The sequence below is a fragment of the Aeromonas veronii genome (assembly GCF_040215105.1).
Lineage (GTDB): Bacteria > Pseudomonadota > Gammaproteobacteria > Enterobacterales > Aeromonadaceae > Aeromonas > Aeromonas veronii_G.
The window spans coordinates 618,381-640,663 of sequence record NZ_CP157875.1; the positions used below are offsets into that span (position 1 = coordinate 618,381).

Annotated in this window: 18 protein-coding genes; 10 read left to right on the forward strand and 8 right to left on the reverse strand. The window is 55.6% G+C overall.

Annotated features, from left to right (window positions below; translation table 11 throughout):
• Positions 1 to 55: 55 nt before the first annotated feature.
• Positions 56 to 1,534 (forward strand): sensor domain-containing diguanylate cyclase, encoded by a 1,479-nt coding sequence (locus ABNP46_RS03025; protein ID WP_349922353.1) that lies wholly within the window; start codon positions 56 to 58, stop codon positions 1,532 to 1,534.
• A gap of 26 nt (positions 1,535 to 1,560) precedes the next feature.
• On the opposite strand, the gene ABNP46_RS03030 is transcribed toward ABNP46_RS03025, so the two are convergent.
• The 3 genes from ABNP46_RS03030 to argE form a co-directional block, all read right to left on the reverse strand.
• The gene (locus tag ABNP46_RS03030; protein ID WP_349920949.1) at positions 1,561 to 3,108 is read right to left on the reverse strand and encodes an EAL domain-containing protein; all 1,548 of its coding nucleotides are present in this window, start codon (positions 3,106 to 3,108) and stop codon (positions 1,561 to 1,563) included.
• 305 nt (positions 3,109 to 3,413) lie between these two features.
• Positions 3,414 to 6,047 carry a phosphoenolpyruvate carboxylase gene (gene ppc / locus ABNP46_RS03035; protein ID WP_349920950.1) on the reverse strand — a complete coding sequence of 878 codons (2,634 nt, stop codon included), beginning with the start codon at positions 6,045 to 6,047 and terminating at the stop codon, positions 3,414 to 3,416.
• Positions 6,048 to 6,263: 216 nt separating this feature from the next.
• Positions 6,264 to 7,409: an acetylornithine deacetylase gene (argE, locus tag ABNP46_RS03040; protein ID WP_349920951.1), complete on the reverse strand. Its 1,146-nt coding sequence runs from the start codon at positions 7,407 to 7,409 to the stop codon at positions 6,264 to 6,266.
• Positions 7,410 to 7,668: 259 nt separating this feature from the next.
• Between argE and argC the strand changes: the two genes are divergently transcribed.
• The 6 genes from argC (at position 7,669) to ABNP46_RS03070 (ending at position 14,093) form a co-directional block, all read left to right on the forward strand.
• Positions 7,669 to 8,676 carry an N-acetyl-gamma-glutamyl-phosphate reductase gene (argC, locus tag ABNP46_RS03045; protein WP_349920952.1) on the forward strand — a complete coding sequence of 336 codons (1,008 nt, stop codon included), beginning with the start codon at positions 7,669 to 7,671 and terminating at the stop codon, positions 8,674 to 8,676.
• A gap of 23 nt (positions 8,677 to 8,699) precedes the next feature.
• Positions 8,700 to 9,479, forward strand: a complete 780-nt coding sequence (gene argB / locus ABNP46_RS03050; protein ID WP_349920953.1) for an acetylglutamate kinase — start codon at positions 8,700 to 8,702, stop codon at positions 9,477 to 9,479.
• Positions 9,480 to 9,504: 25 nt separating this feature from the next.
• Positions 9,505 to 10,416, forward strand: coding sequence for an ornithine carbamoyltransferase (locus ABNP46_RS03055; protein ID WP_349920954.1), 912 nt, complete (start codon positions 9,505 to 9,507; stop codon positions 10,414 to 10,416).
• A gap of 54 nt (positions 10,417 to 10,470) precedes the next feature.
• Complete coding sequence (locus ABNP46_RS03060; protein ID WP_349920955.1) at positions 10,471 to 11,706, forward strand: argininosuccinate synthase; 1,236 nt, start codon at positions 10,471 to 10,473, stop codon at positions 11,704 to 11,706.
• Between the two features lie 250 nt (positions 11,707 to 11,956).
• Positions 11,957 to 13,339 (forward strand): argininosuccinate lyase, encoded by a 1,383-nt coding sequence (argH, locus tag ABNP46_RS03065; RefSeq protein ID WP_349920956.1) that lies wholly within the window; start codon positions 11,957 to 11,959, stop codon positions 13,337 to 13,339.
• Between the two features lie 127 nt (positions 13,340 to 13,466).
• Positions 13,467 to 14,093, forward strand: a complete 627-nt coding sequence (locus ABNP46_RS03070; RefSeq protein ID WP_349920957.1) for an FMN-binding negative transcriptional regulator — start codon at positions 13,467 to 13,469, stop codon at positions 14,091 to 14,093.
• Between the two features lie 114 nt (positions 14,094 to 14,207).
• Here the strand turns inward: ABNP46_RS03070 and ABNP46_RS03075 are convergent, their stop codons facing one another.
• The 3 genes from ABNP46_RS03075 to ABNP46_RS03085 all read right to left on the reverse strand — a co-directional run bounded on the left by ABNP46_RS03075 (position 14,208) and on the right by ABNP46_RS03085 (position 15,776).
• A complete protein-coding gene (locus ABNP46_RS03075; protein WP_349920958.1) occupies positions 14,208 to 14,420 on the reverse strand; it encodes a hypothetical protein in 213 nt (70 codons plus the stop codon).
• Between the two features lie 206 nt (positions 14,421 to 14,626).
• The gene (locus ABNP46_RS03080; RefSeq protein ID WP_349920959.1) at positions 14,627 to 15,085 is read right to left on the reverse strand and encodes a hypothetical protein; all 459 of its coding nucleotides are present in this window, start codon (positions 15,083 to 15,085) and stop codon (positions 14,627 to 14,629) included.
• 1 nt (position 15,086) lies between these two features.
• A complete protein-coding gene (locus tag ABNP46_RS03085) occupies positions 15,087 to 15,776 on the reverse strand; it encodes a winged helix-turn-helix domain-containing protein (protein WP_349920960.1) in 690 nt (229 codons plus the stop codon).
• 389 nt (positions 15,777 to 16,165) lie between these two features.
• On the opposite strand from ABNP46_RS03085, the gene ABNP46_RS03090 reads away from it, so the two are divergent.
• From ABNP46_RS03090 to ABNP46_RS03100, 3 genes are read left to right on the forward strand one after another with little or no spacing between them, the layout of a single operon-like run.
• Positions 16,166 to 17,818: a response regulator gene (locus ABNP46_RS03090; protein WP_349920961.1), complete on the forward strand. Its 1,653-nt coding sequence runs from the start codon at positions 16,166 to 16,168 to the stop codon at positions 17,816 to 17,818.
• Between the two features lie 3 nt (positions 17,819 to 17,821).
• Complete coding sequence (locus ABNP46_RS03095) at positions 17,822 to 19,285, forward strand: EAL domain-containing protein (RefSeq protein ID WP_349920962.1); 1,464 nt, start codon at positions 17,822 to 17,824, stop codon at positions 19,283 to 19,285.
• A 10-nt stretch (positions 19,286 to 19,295) separates the two neighbouring features.
• Positions 19,296 to 20,780, forward strand: coding sequence for a GGDEF domain-containing protein (locus tag ABNP46_RS03100; RefSeq protein ID WP_349920963.1), 1,485 nt, complete (start codon positions 19,296 to 19,298; stop codon positions 20,778 to 20,780).
• Positions 20,781 to 21,163: 383 nt separating this feature from the next.
• Here the strand turns inward: ABNP46_RS03100 and ABNP46_RS03105 are convergent, their stop codons facing one another.
• Together ABNP46_RS03105 and ABNP46_RS03110 are read right to left on the reverse strand one after the other, a co-directional pair.
• Positions 21,164 to 21,502: a DUF1294 domain-containing protein gene (locus ABNP46_RS03105; protein ID WP_349920964.1), complete on the reverse strand. Its 339-nt coding sequence runs from the start codon at positions 21,500 to 21,502 to the stop codon at positions 21,164 to 21,166.
• Positions 21,499 to 22,086 (reverse strand): sugar O-acetyltransferase, encoded by a 588-nt coding sequence (locus ABNP46_RS03110; protein ID WP_349920965.1) that lies wholly within the window; start codon positions 22,084 to 22,086, stop codon positions 21,499 to 21,501. Before ABNP46_RS03110 ends, ABNP46_RS03105 begins: the two co-directional genes overlap by 4 nt.
• Positions 22,087 to 22,283 lie beyond the last annotated feature (197 nt).

Sequence of the window (22,283 nt, forward strand, 5' to 3'; positions counted from 1 at the left end):
ATGCCTATACTGGAAGAGTTGCAATCCTTGCGAGCGAAAGGAATCCCGGCCCGTGATGAATAGTTCAGTGATGAATCTCCCCAATGCAGAGCCCTTCGGTCGTCACGATGACCAGGCGCGTTTGACCGCTCTCGATCGTGCCTATGGCATCGTCGAGTTCGATCTCGATGGGCGCATGGTGTCAGCCAATCCCTTGTTTTGTGCCATCCTGGGCTACAGCTTGAAGGAGCTGATCGGCCAATCTCACCGGCTGCTGGTGCCCGCCGAGTTGCAGGAGGGCCATGAGGCCTTCTGGCAGGGGGTGCTGGGGGGCGAGATCCACGGCGGGGCCTTTCGCCGGGTTCTGCGAGACGGCAGCAGCCTCTGGATCCACGCCACCTATACGCCGATCACCGATGAGAGGGGGACCCCGCTCGGGGTGATCAAGCTTATCCACGACATCACCCAGGAGGTGCTGGCGGAGCAGCGTGTGGCGTTGCAGAGCCAGATGTTCGACATCATAGTGGCAGCCCATCAGAGCTTTCTGCTGGATCGCAATCTGGGCTCGGCCTGCGACACCATCTTCGAGCGGTTGCTGAGCGTGAGCATGAGTGCCTACGGCTTCATCGGCATCGTCCAGCACGAGGAGGGACAACCCAGCCTCTATGTGCCTTCCATCTCCAATCTCTCCTGGGACGAGGCCACCCATGCCTGGTATGAGCAGCAGCGCCAGAGCCGGGGAGGGCTCATCTTCAACAAGCTCGACAACCTGTTTGGCCATGTGGTGACCCACAACACGCTAGTGTGTTGCAACGATCTGCCGAGTCACCCGGCCAGTCGCGGCTCGTCCCCCCGCGGCCATCCCCACCTGTACAGCTTTCTCGGCATTCCCATTCGCCACAAGGGAGAGGCCATCGGCATGATCGCCCTGGCCAACCGGCCCGGCGGCTTCGATGAGAGTCTGGTGAGCCTGCTCGAGCCCCTCACCACGGCCCTGGGTACCCTTATCCATGCGCGCAACCTGGAGGAGGAGCGCAGCCGGATGGAGCAGGAGCTGCGCTTCAACGCCGAGCACGACTTCCTGACCCATCTGCCCAATCGCAGTCATTTCTTCAATCAAGGGAAGCAACTGCTGGCCCATCTTCTGGCGCATGCGGAAGAAAGAAACTGCTGCCTGGCCCTGATCGATATCGACTTCTTCAAGCAGATCAATGACGAGTTCGGGCATCTTGCCGGCGATGCCGTGTTGCGGGAGCTGGCCCGGCTGCTGATGCAGGAGGCCAAAGACAAGGATCTGGCGGCCCGTTTCGGTGGGGAGGAGTTCATCTTGCTGCTGCGTAACGTGGCTCTCCAGGAGGCGACGTCTCTCATGGAGCATCTGCGCATGCAGATAGAGCAACACGCTTTTCGCTATAAGGGGATGGGTATCCCGGTGACCATCAGCATCGGTCTGTCCCCCTTCCTGCCCGATTATCACTCCATGGATGACTGGATCCAGTGCGTGGACCAGCACCTCTATGAGTCCAAGCGGCGGGGGCGCAACCGGGTGTCATAGCCTCCCCGTCTGGTGGATGGTCATCGTCAGCCGATACGGGATGCCACGTGGCCGGGGTGGTTGCGTTCCTGGATGGCCTGGGCGAGTCGCTTGACAGGCATTGCTTTGTAGAACACCCAGCCCTGGATCAGGGCATGTCTGTCGAATGACTCGATCAGCCTCAATTCGTGGGGGCTCTCGACCCCCTCAAAGACGATCTGCTTGTTCAATTTGGTGATGCCTTGCAGCATGGAGGTGAAGAGATCTTTCTTCAGTTCCTCGTGCAGGCCATTAATGAAGATCTTGTCCAGCTTGATTTCATCGAAGTCGATGGCGGTCAGCCAGAGAATATTGGATGAGCCGGTACCAAAGTCATCCAGCGATATCTTGAACCCTTTCTCTCGTGCCGAGGTGGTGAAGTCCGCTATTTTTTGATGGTATTCATTGATGCGCTCGGTGATCTCCAGCTTTATCTGGGTGGGTTTCAGATCATATCGGAGAGCCTGGGCCTGCAACCGGTCGAGATAATCCGGGGCGTTGATTTCATAGGTGCTGACATTCAATGAAATCGTCAATTTTTCATCTTTTTCAAGCAGCTCATGCACCTCAGCCAGCGCCCTGCTGACAATGAAGGTGGATATTTTCCCATAGATATCGAGCTTGGTGGCGACCGGAATAAATAACTCGGGTGAGACCTGACCATACAGATCATCCTTCCACCTCAACAGGGCTTCCATGCCAACGATATTGTGCTGGTGGGCATGCACCACGGGTTGGTATTCCAGATAGAGCTCGTTGCGCTGTATTGCCCGTTTGAGCCTGAATTCGAGGGATTTTTTCTCTTCCTGAAAACTGGTTGTGGCAAAGGCGATGAGCCCCCCGAGGCACAGGGAGAAGAGTATGTAGAAGGTGAGGGGGGCCGCCTTGTAAGCCAGCAGGCCGGCACGTTCATTGTGGGTGATGACACAAAAATCATACTGCTCGCTGCACAGCCTGGTGGACAGGGTGGTCAGACTATTGCCGCCGGCAGGCATGTCGAGCAACTTGAAGAAGGCGTTCTTCCCATCCTGGGTGACCAGTTCATAGGTGACGCCCTCCGGCCCCTGGTAGACCTGATGAGTGAGCAATTCGGAGGTGAAGGCGACGGCATTGCCCAGACGGGTCATGTCCCTGACCACATTGGATGGCAGCAGTGAGGTGGGTTTAATGTAAATTTCAAAACCCGAGGTGGTCAGGAAACTATGGCGGGGCAGAGACTCCGGGTTTACCAATATTCCCCAGTCTGCGCTGCAAGCCAGTTTTTCATCCTGGATGATGCCGATATCCCCCACATAGGGAAATCGGGAAGCAATGACCCTTATTTTATCCAGAACGGGTTTTGTGCACTCGACGAGTCCAGCCTGATTCACCGCCCGCAGTGAATCGGCCAACTGTTGCGATATTCTCTCCGAGTTGTCGAGGACCAGCCGGGAAAAATCCAGTTGTTGCTGTCTCTGGTTGGATAAGGCCAAGTAATGGCCGATGGCGACAAAAAACAGCAGGGAAAGAATGCTGCCGAGATAGATCCATTTATTGCTCGCTACCGACTTTAACATATAAAGCCCAGCCATCCCTTTTGACACCCAGAGTCCAATATATCAGCCTGAGTTCAGCTTGTAACGGCTTGTGATACAAGCAAATTTTCCCCGAGGCGGGTTATTGCTCCGAGCTGTTGATGAAAGGCTTCGTATGACTTCATCCTCGCCTTGCTGGTGGGGCATGATGCCGTGGTGAGCGGTTGGCTCCTGTCAGTGGATCAGGGGATCTTCGCGGCCGGAGGGACAGGCTGGTTTGAGGCATATAAAGAGGGCGCCCGTGGGCGCCCTCTCAATCTGATGGGAGTGAGGTCGACAGCGCGTTCTCAACCCGTGTTGCGCATGCCGGCGGCGATACCGGCGATGGTGACCATCAGCGCCTGATCCAGCTCGGGATGCAGGGTCTCGGCGTGGTTGCGCGAGCGCCCCAGCAGCTCGACCTGCAGCACGTTGAGGGGATCCGTGTAGGGGTTGCGCAGCTTGATGGACTCCTGGATCCAGGGCTGATCATCCAGCAGATCGCCCTGGGGACGCAGCTCCAGTACCACCTGAATGGAGTCGGAGAGCTCCTGGCGCAGCTGTTTGCCCAGGGCCCACAACTCGGTGGGGACCAGACGGGTGTCGTAGTACTCCGCCAGCCAGAGGTCGGCCTTGAGGAACACCATCTCCAGCATCTCGAGACGGGTGCGGAAGAAGGGCCACTGGCGGCTCATCTCGTCCAGCACCGCCTTGTGACCGTCATCGATGGCCTGCTGCAGCCCCTTGTGGGCACCGAGCCAGGCTGGCAGCATCAGCCGGTTCTGGGTCCAGGCGAAGATCCAGGGGATGGCGCGCAGGCTCTCGACGCCGCCGTTCGGCTTGCGCTTGGCGGGACGGGAACCCAGCGGCAATTTGCCGAGCTCCATCTCCGGGGTGGCGGCGCGGAAGTAGGGCACGAAGTCCTGGTGGCCACGCACGATAGAGCGGTAGTGCTCGCAGGAGGACTCGGCGACCTGCTCGATCACGGCACGCCAACTCTCTTTCGGCTTCGGCGGTGGCAGCAGATTCCCCTCCAGAACGGCGCTGGTGTAGAGATTCAAGCTATTGATGGCGACCTTGGGCAGTCCAAACTTGAAGCGGATCATCTCCCCTTGCTCGGTCACTCGCAGGCCGCCGCGCAGGGATCCCGGCGGTTGGGACAGGATCGCCTGGTGGGCGGGGGCACCGCCGCGACCGACGGTGCCGCCACGGCCGTGGAACAGGGTCAGTCGCAGATTGTTGGATTCAGCCAGCGCCACCAGGGATTCCATGGCGGCGTACTGGGCCCAGCCCGCGGCCATCATGCCCGCGTCCTTGGCGGAATCCGAGTAGCCGATCATCACGTACTGACGGCCCTGGATGTAGCCGCGATACCAGTCAACGGACAGCAGGCGCTCCATCACGGCGGTGCCCGCCATCAGATCTTCCTGGGTTTCGAACAGCGGCGCCACCGGCATGCGGAACTTGCAACCGGCCTCTTTGAGCAGCAGCTGCACCGCCAGCACGTCGGAGGGGGCGCCGGCCATGGAGATGATGTAGATGCCGAATGCATCCGGATCATGCTCTGCGATCACCCGGCAGGTATCGATGGTCTCGCGGGTATCGGCACTCGGCTCCCAGTCGGTCGGGATCAGCGGGCGGCGGGAGTTCAGTTCATTGAGCAGGAAGGCCTGCTTGTCATCCTCGCTCCACTCGGCGTAATCCCCCATGCCCAGATAGCGGGTCAGCTCGGAGAAGACTTGGCCGTGACGCTCGCCGTCCTGGCGGATGTCGAGCTTGACCAGATGGATGCCGAAGCAGGCGAGCTTGCGCAGCACGTCCAAGAGCATGCCGTCGGCGATGTTGCCCATGCCGCAGGCGTGCAGGGAGTGGTAGCAGAGCTCAAGGGGCTCGCGCAGCTGGGCCGTGGTCTTGACCAGATCCCGGCTCTCGCTCACCTGGCCCTGCACCTTGGCGGTCAGGTACTCCTGAGTCTCGCGCAGCTGTTCGCGCAGCTCGCGCACCAGGGCGCGATAGGGCTCGGGGTTGTCACCTACCTGTTTGCGCAGCTCCTCGGTGCAGTCGGCCATGGAGAGCTCGGAGGTGAGCTCCTTGATGTCGCGGTAGAAGAGGTTCACCGCCATCCAGCGGCCCAGCTCCAGTACTTCGGCAGTCACCTTGGCGGTGACGAAGGGGTTGCCGTCGCGATCACCGCCCATCCAGGAGGTGAACTTGACCGGCGCCGCATCCAGGGGCAGCCGCACACCCAGGTGGTGTTGCAGGCGCTCGTCCAGATTGCGCATGAATTCGGGAATGGCGGGCCAGAGGCTGTTTTCCACCACGGCGAAGCCCCACTTGGCCTCGTCCACCGGGGTGGGACGCTGCTCGCGGATCTCGTTGGTGTGCCAGGCCTGATTGACCAGCTGTTCGATGCGATTGAGGATCTTGTCCCGCTCACGGGGCAGCAGATCGGACAGCTCCAGTGCTTCCAGACAGTCGTTGAGCTGCACGTGCTTGTGGATCAGGGTGCGACGGGTCACCTCGGTGGGGTGAGCGGTCAGTACCAGATCGATGTCCAGCTCGCGCACGGCCTGGATGATGGCTTCCTGGGACAGGTTGGACGCTTTCAGCTTGGCGAACATCTGCTCCAGGGGATCCGGGGTGCACTCCTGCTCTTCGCAGCGGCGGGAGATGGTGTGGAACTGCTCCGCCACGTTGGCCAGATTGAGGAACTGGCTGAAGGCGCGGGCCACGGGCAGCAGCTCGTCGTCGGAGAGGGTGCGCAGGGTCTCGAGCAGGCGCTCCCTGTCTGCCTCATTGCCCTTGCGAGAGGATTTGGCCAGTTGACGAATGGTTTCGATCTTGTCGAGGAAGGCTTGTCCCTGATGATCTTTGATGGACTTGCCCAGCAACTGGCCCAGCATGCCTACGTTGGCGCGTAGAGCGGCGTACTTTTCGTTCATTCCACATCCTTATTTTTGTTGGTGCCTCCTGACCTTCCTAGGTGAGAGGCTGCCCCATTTATTGTTGTGCGATTACAACATATGCTCCGTCATCTTAGGGGGACAATCTACCCAGATTGTCTGCGCAAGGTCAAATAACAAGCCGATTCAGAACATGTATTTCCCTCACCTGTCCCGCCTCGGCATGTCATGTAACTTACTTACATTCCGCTCCCGTCAGACGCAGAAACGCCGGATCAGATGTTGCAGCACCGCCGTGGTCGGTTTGACGAACGACAGATCCAGATACTCATCCGGTTGGTGGGCCTGGGCGATATGGCCTGGGCCCAGCACTATGGTTTCACAACCGAGCTGCTGGATGAAGGGGGCCTCGGTGCAATAGTTCACGGATTGCGCGGCCTGGCCGCTCGCCTTCTCGGCCTCGCGCACCAGATCCGAGTCATCGGTGCAGGCATAGGCGGGGATGGGCTCGTGCAGGTGCTGCAGGTGCAGGCAGCCCGGCTGGTGGATTTCGATGGGGGAAAGCGCTTCTTTGAGCATGCCCATCAGCTCGTCCGGCCCGACCTGGGGGGTGGGCCTCATGTCGATGTGCAGCTCGCAGCAGCCGCAGATGCGGTTCGGGCTGTCCCCCCCCTGGATGTAACCTAGGTTCAGGGTGGGCTGGGGCACGGCGAAGCGATGATCCGCGTACTTGTCCTTCAGATCTTGCTGCAGTTTCAGCACCTGGCCCATGGCTTTGTGCATGATCTCCATGGCGTTGACCCCGTTGGTGGGATCCGAGCTGTGGCCGCTCCTGCCGGTGATGCGAATGGCCTCCGACATGTGGCCCTTGTGGGCGACCACGGGCACCAGGCCGGTGGGTTCGCCTATCACCGCATAATCCGGTTTGAGCTCGGCGGCCGCAGCGATGGCGCGGGCCCCCGCCATGGTGGTCTCTTCGTCCGCCGTGGCGAGAATGCGCAAAGGCTTGTTCAGGGTCTTGAGATCGATCTCCTTGAGCGCCTCCACGATGAAGGCGAAGAAGCCCTTCATGTCGATGGTGCCGAGCCCGTACAGGCGGTTGCCCTCCTCGGTCACCTTGAAAGGATCCTTGCGCCAGGCCCCCTCATCGAAGGGCACCGTATCCGTATGGCCTGCCAGCAGCAGGCCTCCTTCACCCTGACCCATGGTCGCCACCAGGTTGAACTTGCCCGGCAGATCCGGCAGCGCCGTCACCTCGCAATGAAAGCCCAACTGACCGAACCAGTCAGCCAGCAGACGGATCACCCCCTCGTTGCTCTGATCCCAGCGGGGATCCGTGCTGCTGATGGAGGGAATCGCAATAATATTCTTATAAAGTGAAAAAAAATCCAGATTGGCCATCAGCTCCTCCTTGCGTCCCCGGAATGTTTCTGTTAGAAAATACAAATGCAAAGTGAGTGCATGAATATTCTTTTCGAGTGCTCATCGACAAGGCTTCTAGTTGTAAGGGAAAGTTAATGTTCTGTCACCTGATCTGTAACCGACGACACACACCCGCCTGAATTGCCCCTCCGCACACGGTGCCAAAGGGGCGATAGCTGACCCTTTGCACCACAGCATCGCGCTGTGAACTTCAAACCCAGACTTGGAATACTCAACAATGCTTAACACCGTTATCGTCGGTGCCAGTGGCTACGCGGGAGCCGAACTGGCCGCACTGGTCCAGAACCATCCACAACTCAAGCTGTTCGGCCTCTACGTCTCCGCCGGCAGCCAGGATGCGCACAAGCGCTTCTCCTCCCTCCATCCCCAGTGGGTTGGCGCGCTGGATCAGCCGTTGCTGCCCCTGGACGAGGATGGCATGACCCGGATCCTGACCCAGGCCGATCTGGTGCTGCTGGCGACCGCCCACGAGGTGAGCGCCGAGCTCGCACCCAAGTTCCTGGCCAAGGGGCTGCCGGTGTTCGATCTCTCCGGCGCCTTCCGGGTCAAGGATCAGGGATTCTACGCCTCCTTCTACGGTTTCACCCACCAGAGCCAGCAGTGGCTGGATCAGGCGGTCTACGGCCTGGCGGAGTGGAATGCCGATGCCATCCACAGCGCCCAGCTCATTGCCGTGCCCGGCTGCTACCCGACTGCATCCCTGTGTGCCCTCAAGCCGCTGCAACAGGCGGGCCTCATCGCCAAGGAGTGGCAGCCCATCATCAACGCGGTCTCCGGCGTGTCTGGTGCCGGTCGCAAGGCGGCCATCAATACCAGCTTCTGCGAGGTGAGCCTGAACCCTTACGGCACCTTCAATCACAGACACCAGCCGGAGATCAGCCATCACCTCGGCAAGGGGGTGCTGTTCCAGCCTCACCTTGGCAACTATGTGCGCGGCATCCTGGCCACCATCTATGTACAGCTCGCGGATGGCGTGACCGGCACCCAGGTGGGTCAGGCCTACCTCAAGGCGTATGAAGGCAAGCCTCTGGTGCGGCTCACCGGCCAGATGCCCTCCATTCGCGGGGTGGCGAACACCCCTTACTGCGACATCGCCTGGCAACAGCAGGGCAACATGCTGGTGGTGGTCTCTGCCATCGACAACCTGCTCAAGGGTGCCGCCTCCCAGGCCATGCAGTGCATAAATATCAAATTCGGGTTTGAACCGGCCACCGGCCTGATTTAAGGACTTAAGGAAGGATTGTGACGATGGACAAGCAGACTCTGGTAATCAAGTTGGGTGGGGCATTGATCGAGAACGACGAGGCGCTGACCGCCCTGTTCGCCACCCTGAAGACCTTCCTGGATGAACAGCACCGTCCCCTGGTGCTGGTGCACGGCGGCGGCTGCCTGGTGGATGACCTGCTCAAGGGGCTGGGGCTCACCTCCACCAAGAAGAACGGTCTGCGGGTGACCCCGTTCGACCAGATCCCCTTCATCGCCGGTGCCCTGGCGGGGACCGCCAACAAGATGATGATGGCCAAGGCCATCGCCACCGGTACTCCGGCGGTGGGGCTCTGCCTCGCCGACGGCGGCCTCTGCCAGGTGACCCAGCTCGACCCGGATCTCGGCGCGGTCGGTGACTGCCAGCCGGGCAACCCGGCGCTGGTGCAGGGGATCCTGAGCCAGAACTTCCTGCCCGTGGTGAGCTCCATCGGCATCACCGCCGAGGGTCAGCTGATGAACGTCAACGCGGATCAGGCGGCCACCGCCATCGCCGAGGCCCTGGGGGCCGATCTGGTGATGCTCTCCGACGTGAGCGGCATCCTGGATGGCAAGGGCAAGCTGGTGCCGCAACTGGACAAGCAGAGCGCCCTGGATCTGATGGAGAAGGGGGTCATCCGGGATGGCATGGCGGTCAAGGTGAAGGCGGCGCTGCACGCCGCCGAAACCCTGGGCAAGCCGGTCTGCGTCGCCAGCTGGCGCTACCCGGATCAACTGCTCAAGCTGCTGGCGGGCGGCGCCGTCGGCACCCAGGTCTGCCTCTGACATTCACCGGGACAAGGACAATCCGATGCAACACCTTCTGAAAGACAGTGATTTAAACAAGGCCCAGATCGAGGCGCTGATTGCGCTGGGCAAATCGGTCAAGGCCGATCCGAAGAAATACGGCCAGGCCCTGGCGGGCAAGAGCGTGGTGACCCTGTTCGAGAAACCCTCCCTGCGCACCCGGGTCACCTTCGATATCGGCATCGCCCGCCTCGGCGGTCACAGCGTCTACCTGGATCAGCAGAATGGGGCGCTCGGCAAGCGGGAATCCGTGCAGGATTTCGCCGCCAACCTGTCGCGCTGGTGTGACGCCATCGTCGCCCGGGTGTTCGATCATCAGACGCTTGTTGGACTCGCGGAGCACGGCAGCGTGCCGGTGGTGAACAGCCTGTGCAACCTTTACCACCCCTGCCAGGGGCTGGCGGACTTCATGACCATTGCCGAGCATTACAGCGATTTGTCGAAGGTGAAGCTCGCCTATCTCGGCGATGGCAACAACGTCAGCCACTCCCTGCTGCTGCTGGGGGCGACCCTGGGCACCGACGTGACCCTGGTCTGCCCGAAAGGCCATGGCCCGGACACCCAGATCTTCCTGCAGGCTCAGGCCCTGGCCGCCCAGTCCGGCGCGCACATCCACATCAGCGATGACGTGGGCGCCATCGAGGGCTTCGACGTGGTTTATACCGACACCTGGGTCTCCATGGGTGACAACACGCCAATGGAGCAGGTAAAAGATATCTTCATGCCTTATCAGATCAACCAGGCCCTGCTCGACCGGACCGGTATCCAGCACGTGCTGCACTGCCAGCCGGCGCACCGGGAGCTGGAGATCACCTCCCAGGTGATGGACGGCCCAGCCTCCCTCATTCTGGATGAGGCAGAAAACCGGATGCATATCCAGAATGCCGTGCTGTTGACCCTGCTGGGTCACAAGTAACGCGGCGACCGACCCTGAATCAACATCTTATCGAATCATCACGGAGAGAAGTAAATGAGCGGAATCAACAAGATAGTACTGGCTTACTCGGGCGGACTGGATACTTCGGCCATCATTCCCTGGCTGAAAGAAAACTACGATGCGGAGATCGTCGCCTTCGTCGCCGACGTGGGTCAGGAGCGTGACGATCTGGAAGGGATCGAGCAGAAGGCCATCGCCTCCGGCGCCACCAAGTGCATCGTCAAGGACCTGCGCGAAGAGTTCGTCAAAGAGTACGTCTACCCGACCCTGAAGACCGGCGCCGTCTATGAGGGCACCTATCTGCTGGGCACCTCCATGGCCCGTCCGATCATCGCCAAGGCCATGGTGGAAGCGGCGCTGGCGGAAGGGGCCGACGCCATCTCCCACGGTTGCACCGGCAAGGGCAACGATCAGGTGCGTTTCGAAGGGGCCGTGGCCGCCCTGGCGCCCCAGTTGAAGGTGATCGCCCCCTGGCGTCTGTGGGACATGCGCTCCCGTGAGGATCTGCTGGCCTACCTGGAAGCCCGCGACATCCCCTGCAAGGCGACCCTGAAGAAGATCTACAGCCGCGACGCCAACGCCTGGCACATCTCCACCGAGGGTGGCGAGCTGGAGAGCACCTGGAACGAGCCGTCCGAAGCGGTCTGGCAGTGGACCGTCTCCGCCGAGCAGGCACCGAACGAGCCGGAATACGTCAAGCTGACCGTGGCCCAGGGTGAAGTGGTGGCGGTGGATGACCAGCCGCTGAGCCCGCATCAGATCCTGATGACCCTGAACGAGCGCGCCGGCAAGCACGGCGTCGGCCGTATCGACATCACCGAGAACCGGATGGTGGGCATGAAGTCCCGCGGCTGTTACGAGACCCCGGGCGGTACCGTCATGGTTGCCGCGTTGCGCGCCGTGGAAGAGCTGGTGCTGGACCGCCCGACCCGCGCCTGGCGGGAAAAACTCGGTGCCGAGTTCTCCCACCTGGTCTATGACGGTCGCTGGTTCACCCCGCTGTGCAAGGCCATCGTCGCCTCCGCCAACGCCATCGCCGAAGATCTCGACGGTGAAGTGGTGCTGAAGATGTACAAGGGTCAGGTCACCGCGGTGCAGAAGAAGTCGCCGAACAGCCTCTACTCCGAAGACTTCGCCACCTTCGGTGCCGACGAGGTGTACGACCAGAGCCATGCCGAAGGCTTCATCCGTCTCTACACCCTGGCGAGCCGGATCCGCGCCATGAAGGAGCAGCATCAGGCCATCGGTGGGGATCACACCCACGGCTAATCCAGCGCGGTGACCGCTATGACCGGTGAGGGGGCTTGGCCCCCTCGCTTATAGATGGCGGCTTGGCCCCTCACTCATAAGCGGCGGTATGTGACGAAAGCGGCAGCGCCTTGGCCGCGGCTGTGAGATAAGTCTCTGTCAGACAAGAGACTCGCAGCCAGACAAGGCAGGATTTCAGCGCGCAGGCCAATGGCCGCGCCAGTACGGCAGGTGCAAAGGCGCCGCCGGCAACGCATTCAAGGAGAGCAGTATGGCACTTTGGGGTGGACGCTTCAGTCAGGGCGTAGACAGCAGGTTCAAGCAGTTCAACGACTCCCTGCGCTTCGATTACCGCCTGGCGGAGCAGGATATTCAGGGCTCCATGGCCTGGGCCCGCGCCCTGGTCAAGGTCGGCGTATTGACCAGTGACGAACAGGCACAGCTGCAACAGGCGATGGAAGTGCTGCAGGCCTCGGTGCAGCAGGATCCCCGACAGATCCTGAGCTCGGACGCCGAAGACATCCACTCCTGGGTCGAAGGGAAGCTTATCGACGCCGTCGGGACCCTCGGCAAGAAGCTGCACACCGGGCGTTCCCGCAATGATCAGGTCGCGACCGACCTCAAACTCTGGTGCAAGGCGCAAGGGGAGCTGCTGCTTTCCTCCATCACGGCCCTGCAGCAGGGGCTGGTCGATTCGGCCCGTGCCAATCAGGCAGCCGTGCTGCCCGGTTATACCCATTTGCAGCGTGCCCAGCCGGTCACCTACGCCCACTGGGCCTTGGCCTATGTGGAGATGCTGGAGCGGGACTATTCCCGTCTGCAGGATGCATTGAAGCGCCTCGACACCAGCCCGCTCGGCTGCGGCGCGCTGGCGGGCACCGCCTACGCCATCGACCGGGAAGCCTTGGCGCTCGACATGGGCTTTGGCGGCGCGACCCGCAACAGCCTGGATTCGGTGTCGGACCGGGATCACGTGGTGGAGCTGATGCACGTGGCGTCGCTCTCCATGGCGCACCTGTCGCGTTTTGCCGAGGATCTTATCTTCTACAACACCGGCGAGGCAGGTTTCGTCGAGCTGTCTGACGCGGTCACCTCGGGGTCGTCGCTGATGCCCCAGAAGAAGAACCCGGATGCGCTCGAGCTCATTCGTGGCAAGACCGGCCGGGTGGTCGGCGCCCAGATGGGCATGCTGATGAGCTTGAAAGCATTGCCGCTGGCCTATAACAAGGACATGCAGGAAGACAAGGAAGGGCTGTTCGATGCCCTGGACACCTGGCACGACTGCCTCGACATGGCGGCCCTGGTGCTGATCGACTTGAAGGTCAACGGCGAGCGCACCAAGGCGGCGGCCCAGGGTGGCTATGCCAATGCCACCGAGCTGGCTGACTATCTGGTGGCCAAGGGTATCCCGTTCCGCGAGGCGCACCATATCGTCGGCGAGACAGTGGTCTATGCGATCGGTGTGAAGAAGCCGCTGGAGGAGCTGACCATCGGCGAGTTCCAGCGCTTCAGCCCGGTGATCGAGTTCGACGTCTACCCCAATCTGGAGCTGGAAGCGACCCTCGCCAAGCGGGTCGCCAAAGGCGGCGTCGCCCGGGAGCAGATCGAAGGCGCCCTGGTGGCCGCCGAAGCCTGGCTGGCCAAACGCGGCTGATGGCCGAGCGAGAGAAAATGAAGAGGGCTCAGGCCCTCTTTTTTATTGCTGCGCCATCGCCAGCCAACTTCGATTGCGCAAGAATGGGCCTTCGCACGGATGCGTCACCATCGACCAAGGAGCCCTTATGTATCTGCCAACCCATTTTGCCGCCACCGATCCCGAGGCCCTGCACGCGCTGATGCGGGCCCATCCACTGGGGGCCCTGATCACTCATGGCGAGTCGGGGCTGGATGCCAATCATCTACCGTTCGAGTTCTATGCCGGGGAGGGAGAGCATGGGGTCCTGCGCGCCCATGTGGCGCGCAACAACCCGCTCTGGCAGGAAGTGACGGACGGGCAGGAGGTGCTGGTGATCTTCAAGGCCGCCGACGGCTATGTCTCCCCGAACTGGTATCCGAGCAAGCAGGAGCACCACCAACAGGTGCCGACCTGGAACTACGCCGTGGTCCACGCCCACGGTCGCATCCGGGTGCGCGACGATGCCCGTTTCGTGCGCCGCCTGCTGGCGAGCTTGACTAGGTGCCACGAGGCGACCGAGCCCAGCCCCTGGAAGATGGCGGACGCACCGCGAGACTATGTCGAGGCCATGGTGGCAGCCGTGGTCGGCATCGAAATCGAGATAAGCGCCCTGGTGGGCAAGTTCAAGCTGAGTCAGAACAAGGAGGCGGCGGATAGGCAAGGGGTTGTCGATGCCTTGCAGGAACGCGGGAAGGGGGCGCTGGCAGCGGCCATGCAGCGCCGGCCTGTTTGATAGAGGTAGTGATAATCACTTCTTTTTGTTGTTAAGTGAAATATAAATCTACAGAACATCCATCAAGCAGCGTGTCGAACTGCCCATGGACGGAATGTCGTCGGCCAGCAGGGTTTATAGCTCCTTGAATGGCCGGCGTTTCTCTTCCTCGATGACGATGGCCTCCAGGTTGGCGACCCGCTCCTGCAGCTCCTTGATGATCATGTCCTGTTTGCCGAGACGGTCGGTGATGCGACCATCCCCCAGCTTGTAGCGGGCGCGCTTGCCGAGATAGCCAAACAGCAGACTGAGAAAGACGATCAGGACTATGCCTGTCCACAGATTCATGAATCATTCCCTGTTGCTTCAATCATGATGTTCAATGAGCATTATCGACACCCCACGCTGTCATATCAACAGAATCCACGGAATATGAAAATATCACTCTACTTAAGGGTTGGGTTTTAAAACTGCCATATTGAACAATATACAATAAAGCGACATAGATGTTTTCATGGATCTATGCTTGCCACCAGTCGGGGATAGCCTATTCCTTACGCTATATTAAGGCGGTCTGAGAAACTGAGATGGCCATTTATTTTAACCTTGAGCAATTTTCTCTCCGGGAAGGATGACGTAAATACCATGACTCGCCTCCCATTCATCAAAACGTGCAGATCAGAAACACGAAACTGCTGCAGTATATTGGTTCTCGGCATTGACAGGTGGTGAGGTTTGTTCATCAGGGGCATCGTGTCCTGATAGAATTTAAAGATGACAATGCTATTCATAAAACTGATCTGAAGTCCTTTCGTAAGACGTCGTTCATATTTGTCCAATGCATAATATGTCAGAATTCCTTGCTGACAACTTCCCTTGTATGCTCGCCCATTTTGCTCATCGATACCTTCCACTTTGTAATTACAGCCTGCGCCATTCGCAATACCAAACAGCAGCAATGAAATGGACATCATGGCCAGGATGGAGAAAACCTTGATAAATTTGGTTGTCAATTTATGACTCCTCAAATAAATGATGAATGAACGCTTCGATATCGAATTCTATGGGCGTGCTAGAAAAATAGAAATCGGGATCATCACTGGTGCAAACAATGACATCTTGTTTTGAAACGCAGATGGTTGGTGAGGTTTCATATAAATAAACCATCATGGTTGATATGATGAATGCAGCTGCAGCCGACAATAGTAAAAACCACATCAGGTTTCTTATGAACGGCTTGAACTGCCACATCCATAGTCGAGATGAGATGCCATGCAGCATACCCACATGTCCTGTGGATTGCTGATCATTATGTTCTTCACCTAAAACAAGTTCTGGGCCTGCGTTATGACTTTCTTCTTCCTCCTCTTTAGTTGCCTCCTCTCGCGCGACATGAACATTGGCAAGGTTCATGATATAGCCTAGCCTGGGGATGTTTTTTATTTCAATACCTGCGCCTTTCAGCGCACTCCTGATGTTGCTAATTGCCACCGTCAGTGCACTTGAACTGACAGGTTTGCCAGACCAGCCTATCGATATAAGTTGTTCCTTCTCAATGACGGTACCTTTTTTTGCGAAAAGTGCAGAAACGATTCTCACTTCCGCGATGGACAACGTTACATCAAAAAGCAGATCACCAGCAGGGCCGATAACCATGATGTTGTTGCCATTCGCATCCAGTGAAAATTCAGATGATGGGTTCATGTCATTACACCAAATCATAGATACATTGCGTTATCTATAGACGCCAATATTTAACTCTGTGATTACCAAGGATTAACCATGATAAGGAAATCACTCATGATATGAATGGCTTAGTATATATAGTTTCCACCTTTACTGCAGGAGATAGGCATGACTATTGGTCATGTAAATAGGGGGTTTAGTAACAAATAGTGACAGGGGAAATGCCAGTTTGCTAGTAGTTACTATTTATCCCTACTTGTTTATAGGGGAGGAGTTGCCTGATGTTAGCATCACCTATGACAGCAATCCATGCTATGGGTAAAATTTCATATGATTAATAAATCTGCTGTGGATTAATTTTATATAAATGAAATTAATATGTATGACTTGATATTTGGAACTTTGATATGGGCGCATACACCTTAACATTCTCACAGCGTAATGTACTCATCATTGATGATGCACAGGCAGTTATCTCGGTAGTGAGAAGCATGTTGAGAGCCATGGGCTTTTCGGATAACTGCATTGATTATGCCAAAGAAGGAAAGTCTGCGCTCAACTGCATCAAATTAAAAAAATATGATGTCATTATATGTGATTACAACTTGGGTGACGGCCTCAACGGAAGACAACTTTTGGACGAAATAAGGCATGGGAAGTTATTAGGGCCTGATAGTGTCTTCATCATGATAACTGGGGAGTCATCCAAGACGATTGTCCGTTCAATAATAGAACTAAGACCGGATGATTATATTTTGAAACCATTTAACCAACAACAATTGCAACGAAGATTGAGGGTTGCGTTGAGTAAAAGAAGTCAGTATCGCGCACTTTATGAAATAGACCATCAGCATGATGCTGCTGCCGGTATTGCCCTGTGCAATGAGTTGCTCTGTAATGAAAGTGTCGATCAATTGTTGGTCAATCAATTTAAAGGTCAGTTTTTGCAGTCATTACGGAAGTATGACGAGGCACAAAATTTATATTGGGAGCTTGATAAGAAGCATGCCGATGCATGGATCAAGATCGAACTTTGCAATGTTCTTGTCGAGCTGGGGGATTATGATGAAGTGGAATCCATCATGGCTCATATGAGCAATGACATTTCAGTGTCATCGCTGCCAGAATTGACTGTGATGAGTAAGCTTGAAATATATAAAGATAATATTCCAGAAGCAATTTCTCATCTCACACTAGCATCCAGCCTTGCTCCAGGAAACCCTGATAGAGAGTTAGTCATTGCAAATCTGTGTCTTTCTGAAAGTGATTACACCAATGCGGAGCGTCGATACTCAATTTATCGGGCATGCTGCAAAGGAACTTTTAGGGATGATCTGACATCCTCTATCAATGTCGTCAGGGGCATGTTGTTATCAATCGAAGAAGAGGATTATAACGCCGCCCGGGACAACGATCTTAGAAAGATAGAATCTTTTATTTTCACATTATACAGTGCAGCCTCATCAGCAGATGAGAAAGTGAGTGTGGAAATATTATACATTCACTCCAGAATTCTACGTGGCGAGTTGGGAAAAGCCATGCTGCTATTTTATAAAGTGATGAGTGTCGTGGCTAATATCGATTTCTATTCCCGTTATCACTTATGCAGAATATGCAGTCTGTTAATGTTTGATGCTCGATATAAAGAGAACTTTCAAATAGCATCCGAGATGTCTTTGAAGATGGATAATCTGCTTGTATCGAAGAGTTGCATGATCATGCTGCACTCATTAGATATGAACCATGCCTGCCAGAAGAGGCTTTATCAGGAGAAATATGATGCATCTCTATTGCATCGTGTGCAGCACCCCCAAAAAGAACTTGCTGCTTTGATACAGCTTCATCAAATGAACCCATATCTGCAGCAAGTTGCCATCAGAATAATTGAACTGCTTGGGATGATATGGCCAAGAATGCTTAACAAGATGGAGGTGTTAAGCCTCATTGAATCCTGTGACAACACTGTATCCACTATCATGTCATTGTCACAGCAACAACATAATAATTATCAAGGAACATTGTCGGCTGCCAAGCAACATACAGAGAATAAAAGGGCATAGGGTATGAAGCTCTCTATCGATAACAGGAAATTCATGCTGTTCATTACGCTATCTTTGGCATTGATGATATGCATTTTTATTGCGAATAAACCTCACCCAATATCTACCCTTTCGGAAAGAGATTATGAGGCCATGTTGCGTGAACAGATGCTGTTGATGACAGATGTCTTTAATGTTCTCGGCAGTAAAGTGGATGGAAACTGCGATCCATCGATGAAGTCAGAGTTGCTCGCCACGGTGATGAAACATTCTCTTTTGTATAGTTTGACGTTACTCAAGAATAATCAACCCTACTGTTCATCACATCATGGTGATGAATCGTATTCGGTAGACGTTTCCACTGGCTTAGCGGATAAAAATATCGGTAAAGTGCTGAGCTATATCAATATTGACGAGGAATTCACAATCCAAGCCGAGATGAAGTCCCTTGTTCACCAAGTGCTCACTCATCATTATTTGTTGGCATTCATGGTGGTGAAAGGGGATGGCAACGAATATCTTCATGACCATCTCAATGTCAGTCACCCCCATGACCATTCTAATCTGGTTAGCCCATATATTGATCTTCAGCTCGGCAGTGAGTCCCGCCATAGGCTCATCTTTTCAAGCCCAATCATGGGGTTGCTAATTTTGTCTACGCTGATGAGCATCTACTTATTTATGCATGGCGGCCAACCTCAGATTGAGTATGTCTTCAAGAAATACTTGTTGAAGAAAGCGATCATCCATCATGAACTGAAGCCGTATATGCAACCGGTTGTCTCATCAACAGATGGCCGTATCATTGGCGGGGAGGTCTTGCTGCGATGGATTCACCCCAAGAAAGGCATTGTTTACCCAGCTGATTTCATCTGTGTTGCGGAACGTTCTGGATTGATCGTTCCCATTACCAAGCAGTTATTCGAGCGGGTGAAAAATGAGCTGCTTGAGATTGTCCCGCATCTACCAAGTGGATTCAAGGTTGGCTTCAATATTAGTGCCACTCATCTCGGAGATCCCGAACTGGTGCAGGACTGTGCTGATTTCATCGATGCATTCGAACCGGGCAGCATAGTGATGGTGCTGGAGATAACGGAGCAGGAAGCTATTGTTTATACCGATAGGGTATATACCAATATTGCCGGGTTACGCCAGGCTGGCATAGAACTGGCGATAGATGACTATGGCACCGGTAATTCAACATTGCAAAATATTCAAAAAATCCCTTTTGATTACATTAAGATAGATAAATCATTTGTTGCACTTGCCGCTACCGACAAGATAAGCAGAGATATATTAATAAATATAATTTCACTGGCGGTGAGCATTAATGCAAAGACAGTCGCAGAGGGTGTCGAGACAGCTGAGCAGGCTAAATTGCTTGCGTTGTCCGGTGTACATTTTCAGCAAGGTTGGCTGTGGAGCAAGGCTATACCTATATCTGATGTAATATCTTTACCGAGACTCACCCATGCACAAAAATCTTAAAAGAAATTACATGTTCGCTAGTTTTATCATAGCGTTCATTGTATCTTCTTGGTTATCTTATTTATATGTGAGAACCATATTTAATGCCCATGCGAAATTCGACTTTGATGTTGTTGAATATTTGTACTTTGATATGGCAGCATTCGATCTCGACTCTCTGTTACATGGGAATGATATAAAAGATGTTGATGCATATAAAGATCAGAACATTTTCTTTAAAAAATATGCTAACGAAAAAGGTAATTACCAGTATTTCGTCTATAACAATAACAATGACAGTGGCGAGTTGGAGTCTAATCGGGTGCTGCATATAAGGGAGGCGCAATGGCTCGCACCATATGGGATGTTATTGAATAGCAGCCTTGTCAGCAGTATTTACTTGATTACCAATGACTACAAGATCATTGGATTGACAGAGCAGCAACTTTCAGTCCCGGTCCATCTTCATCCATTGGATAAAGATGTCAAAAAAACTGAGTATTGGGAAAGTTTTAGTGCATGTTTCAATCCAGACCCTGGCTCAGAGTGCAGCACCAATCCCTATGTGACAAACCAGTATACTGACATGTTATCAAAAGATGACATTATTACATTATTGTTCCCCTACAAATTAAACAACCAGTTTTTCGGGGTTATTGGCTTTGATATAAGGACCAAGATCCTCTTTGAACGTTTTTTTGACACCAAAGATGTTATTAAACCGACAAGTTTCAAAATTACGGATATGAATGTAGCCTGTAATGGATACACAATCTGTTTCAATAAAGAAATATCATTGCTGGATTCAAGGCATTTCACTCTGTTCTGGGAGTACAATTATGTTGATTTTATACAAGCTATTGTATCAACCCATCGATTCATTTATACATTCCAGGTTATGCTGGTTTTGATGTCATTTATTTATTTCCTTATAACTCTCTGGGGTGACAGTCAGTCCCGAGATGGCTTGACTGGGGTTTATAGCCGTAAGGCTATTTATAATGTAAAACGCCATGGACGATATTCATATGTTCTGATGATGGACATAGACAACTTCAAGGCAATCAATGATACCTACGGTCATGATATTGGCGACAAAGTACTGGTTGCATTCGCTAATCATCTCAGGAAACACACCAGAAGTGATGATCTCTTGTGCCGTTGGGGAGGGGAAGAGTTCGTGGTGATGTATCGTACGGGGGCAGATGAAAACTGCATGCTGGATATTGTCAGGCGACTGTGGTCTTCGCCCGTGACGATCCTGGATTCTACTCTGAATATCACGTTTTCCGGTGGTCTGGTCAGAATGGGCAAAGATATTTCCAGTAGTATCAATGTCGCCGATCGGCTGCTTTATCAGGTGAAGCGAAACGGCAAGAACAACGTCATGCTGGAGATCAATGGTGAGCATTCGCTATTGATGGCCAAATCCCTCGCAGGGCCACCGGCCTGTACAGGCAGCAGCATGGTTTGTACAGAGCCCCTCCTTTGTCATGGATATGGCCATAGCGGCTAGCCGGGGCCTCTGCCTTGCCATGGCAACTGATTCTGGACCTGGGCCCGTCATTCAGCCTTTCCCCTTCCGACCTTAGCGGCACCACTCGCTGTACTGGGCGATACCTGGTGGGGTTTGCTTGTGACACGGGGAAGTCTTGCCCGGTGATCGGAGAGGTTGGCGCCAGTGTGTCGGCATCTGATTATAAAGAGTCCGTGAATTGGCCAGACCCGGGTGTGCTGGCCCTGGGTAACCACTGACGCGCCATCTCTGGCACTCGATCCGATAGCATCAAGACCGAGATGTCAGTGGCGCTGAAGGTCTAGGTGCCGGGCGTGGCGGCGAGGCAGTTAGCGGGTTGTGGCTTCGGCCACCTTCATTTCTCTTTTGGCGTCAGGTTGGGGTCAGGTCAGCCAGAGCGGGCGGCTCACCCAGATCCCGAGCAGTATCAGCTGACCCCAGACGATGGCCCAGAACACCCGCCGGTAGCTTCCTTTCTGGGTCTTGTGTCGCAGCCAGTGGCGGGCGAGCAGGGCGCCGGGCCAGCCACCGAGCAGTTCCAGCAGATGCAGACGGGCTTCCGGCACACGCCAACCGCCGCGCACCGCCTGGCGCTTGTCGTGGGCGTAGGCCAGGGCAGTCAACAAGCTCATGGTGGTGATGAGGGCGAGTGGCCACCAGTTGGCGTCCACCATACCGAGCCAGCTGCCCCACAGCAGGGGCAGAAGGGCGAGCCAGATCATGATGTCAGTTCCAGATCTCGCGGCTCGTCCGGGTTCAAGGTGCGAATGACTTTGGCCGGGTTGCCGACGGCGAGGGAATCGGCCGGGATGTCGCGGGTGACCACGGCGCCGGCTCCGATGATGGAGCGCGCCCCTATGGTGACGCCGGGGCAGATGATGGCGCCGCCGCCAATCCAGCAGTCATCGCCGATGTGGACCGGCTTGTTGTAGGCGGTCCAGTTGCGGCGCTCCAGGTGGTTCAGGCTGTGGGTGGCGGTGTAGATCTGCACATTGGGGGCCAGCAAGACGTTGTTGCCTATGTGTACTTCGCCCACGTCGAGGATGGTGACGTTGAAGTTGAAGAAGGTCTTCTCGCCGATGTGGATGTTGCGGCCAAACTCGCAGGTGAAGGGGGAGCTGATCCAGCAGGTATCCGGGCAGGTGGCGAACAGTTCGCGGCAGAGCGTCTGCCTGGCGTCGTGATCCCCTGCCGGGGTGGCGTTGAACCTGGCCAGCAGGGCCTGGCCGCGAATGCGATCGCCCGCTATCTCCTCGGTCTGGGTGAGGGGGCCACCCGCCAGAATATCGTCCCAGTCGCTTGCCATGCTCTTATCTCCTCATGTGCCAAGAGGCGCCAGTATACGCAAGTTGCCAGGAGGCGTCAGGGGGCTCGCCCTGGCTTGAGGGACGCGCTCACAAAAAAAGGCGCCACCGGAGGGGGGCGCCTGCAAAGCCAAACCTTGCGGTTTGAGGACCAACGGAACCAAAGATCACACACACTCAGTACTTCTTCGGGATGGCG

Excerpts from the sequence above, each read along its gene's own strand:
- ABNP46_RS03070 (WP_349920957.1), top strand. The coding sequence starts at position 13,467 with ATGTATCTGCCAACCCATTTTGCCGCCACCGATCCCGAGGCCCTGCAC.
- ABNP46_RS03090 (WP_349920961.1), top strand. The coding sequence starts at position 16,166 with ATGGGCGCATACACCTTAACATTCTCACAGCGTAATGTACTCATCATT.
- argH (WP_349920956.1), top strand. The coding sequence starts at position 11,957 with ATGGCACTTTGGGGTGGACGCTTCAGTCAGGGCGTAGACAGCAGGTTC.
- argB (WP_349920953.1), top strand. The coding sequence starts at position 8,700 with ATGGACAAGCAGACTCTGGTAATCAAGTTGGGTGGGGCATTGATCGAG.
- ABNP46_RS03060 (WP_349920955.1), top strand. The coding sequence starts at position 10,471 with ATGAGCGGAATCAACAAGATAGTACTGGCTTACTCGGGCGGACTGGAT.
- ABNP46_RS03105 (WP_349920964.1), bottom strand. The coding sequence starts at position 21,502 with ATGATCTGGCTCGCCCTTCTGCCCCTGCTGTGGGGCAGCTGGCTCGGT.
- ABNP46_RS03030 (WP_349920949.1), bottom strand. The coding sequence starts at position 3,108 with ATGTTAAAGTCGGTAGCGAGCAATAAATGGATCTATCTCGGCAGCATT.
- ABNP46_RS03025 (WP_349922353.1), top strand. The coding sequence starts at position 56 with ATGAATAGTTCAGTGATGAATCTCCCCAATGCAGAGCCCTTCGGTCGT.
- ABNP46_RS03095 (WP_349920962.1), top strand. The coding sequence starts at position 17,822 with ATGAAGCTCTCTATCGATAACAGGAAATTCATGCTGTTCATTACGCTA.
- ABNP46_RS03075 (WP_349920958.1), bottom strand. The coding sequence starts at position 14,420 with ATGAATCTGTGGACAGGCATAGTCCTGATCGTCTTTCTCAGTCTGCTG.
- ppc (WP_349920950.1), bottom strand. The coding sequence starts at position 6,047 with ATGAACGAAAAGTACGCCGCTCTACGCGCCAACGTAGGCATGCTGGGC.
- ABNP46_RS03100 (WP_349920963.1), top strand. The coding sequence starts at position 19,296 with ATGTTCGCTAGTTTTATCATAGCGTTCATTGTATCTTCTTGGTTATCT.
- argE (WP_349920951.1), bottom strand. The coding sequence starts at position 7,409 with ATGGCCAATCTGGATTTTTTTTCACTTTATAAGAATATTATTGCGATT.
- argC (WP_349920952.1), top strand. The coding sequence starts at position 7,669 with ATGCTTAACACCGTTATCGTCGGTGCCAGTGGCTACGCGGGAGCCGAA.
- ABNP46_RS03110 (WP_349920965.1), bottom strand. The coding sequence starts at position 22,086 with ATGGCAAGCGACTGGGACGATATTCTGGCGGGTGGCCCCCTCACCCAG.
- ABNP46_RS03085 (WP_349920960.1), bottom strand. The coding sequence starts at position 15,776 with ATGAACCCATCATCTGAATTTTCACTGGATGCGAATGGCAACAACATC.
- ABNP46_RS03055 (WP_349920954.1), top strand. The coding sequence starts at position 9,505 with ATGCAACACCTTCTGAAAGACAGTGATTTAAACAAGGCCCAGATCGAG.